The sequence below is a fragment of the Citrobacter sp. TBCS-14 genome (assembly GCF_005280805.1).
GTDB classification, from domain to species: Bacteria; Pseudomonadota; Gammaproteobacteria; order Enterobacterales; family Enterobacteriaceae; genus Citrobacter; species Citrobacter gillenii.
In genome coordinates this window covers 1-265 of sequence record NZ_SZWM01000243.1, presented here as the reverse complement: position 1 = coordinate 265, position 265 = coordinate 1, and the positions used below count along the sequence as shown (strand labels likewise).

Genomic DNA, 265 nt, shown 5'->3' with positions numbered 1-265 from the left:
GTCATTCGGCTTGCTTTACATGTTAGAAAATCATGAGCAGGTTAAAGATAAAAAGAATTGGACTATGGCATTACCTCTTATTGGCGATGTTCCTAAGTGGTCAGGAGTTATTGAAGAATACGAACTTGCGCAAGGAGATCCAGCGTTACAAAATAAGTTCTTAGCGTTTAATATGGGCTTACCTATGCAAGATACAGCTTACTACTTCACTCCGCAAGATACTAAACTAACAGACTTTAATTTATCTGTATTTAATAAAAATAGA

Annotated in this window: 1 protein-coding gene; it reads left to right on the top strand. The window is 35.5% G+C overall.

All coding sequences use genetic code 11. The features are described 5' to 3' along the window. Window positions 1-19: 19 nt before the first annotated feature. Window positions 20-265: phage terminase family protein (locus FDX22_RS12285; RefSeq protein ID WP_222592524.1), on the top strand; the 246-nt coding region annotated here is incomplete at its 3' end.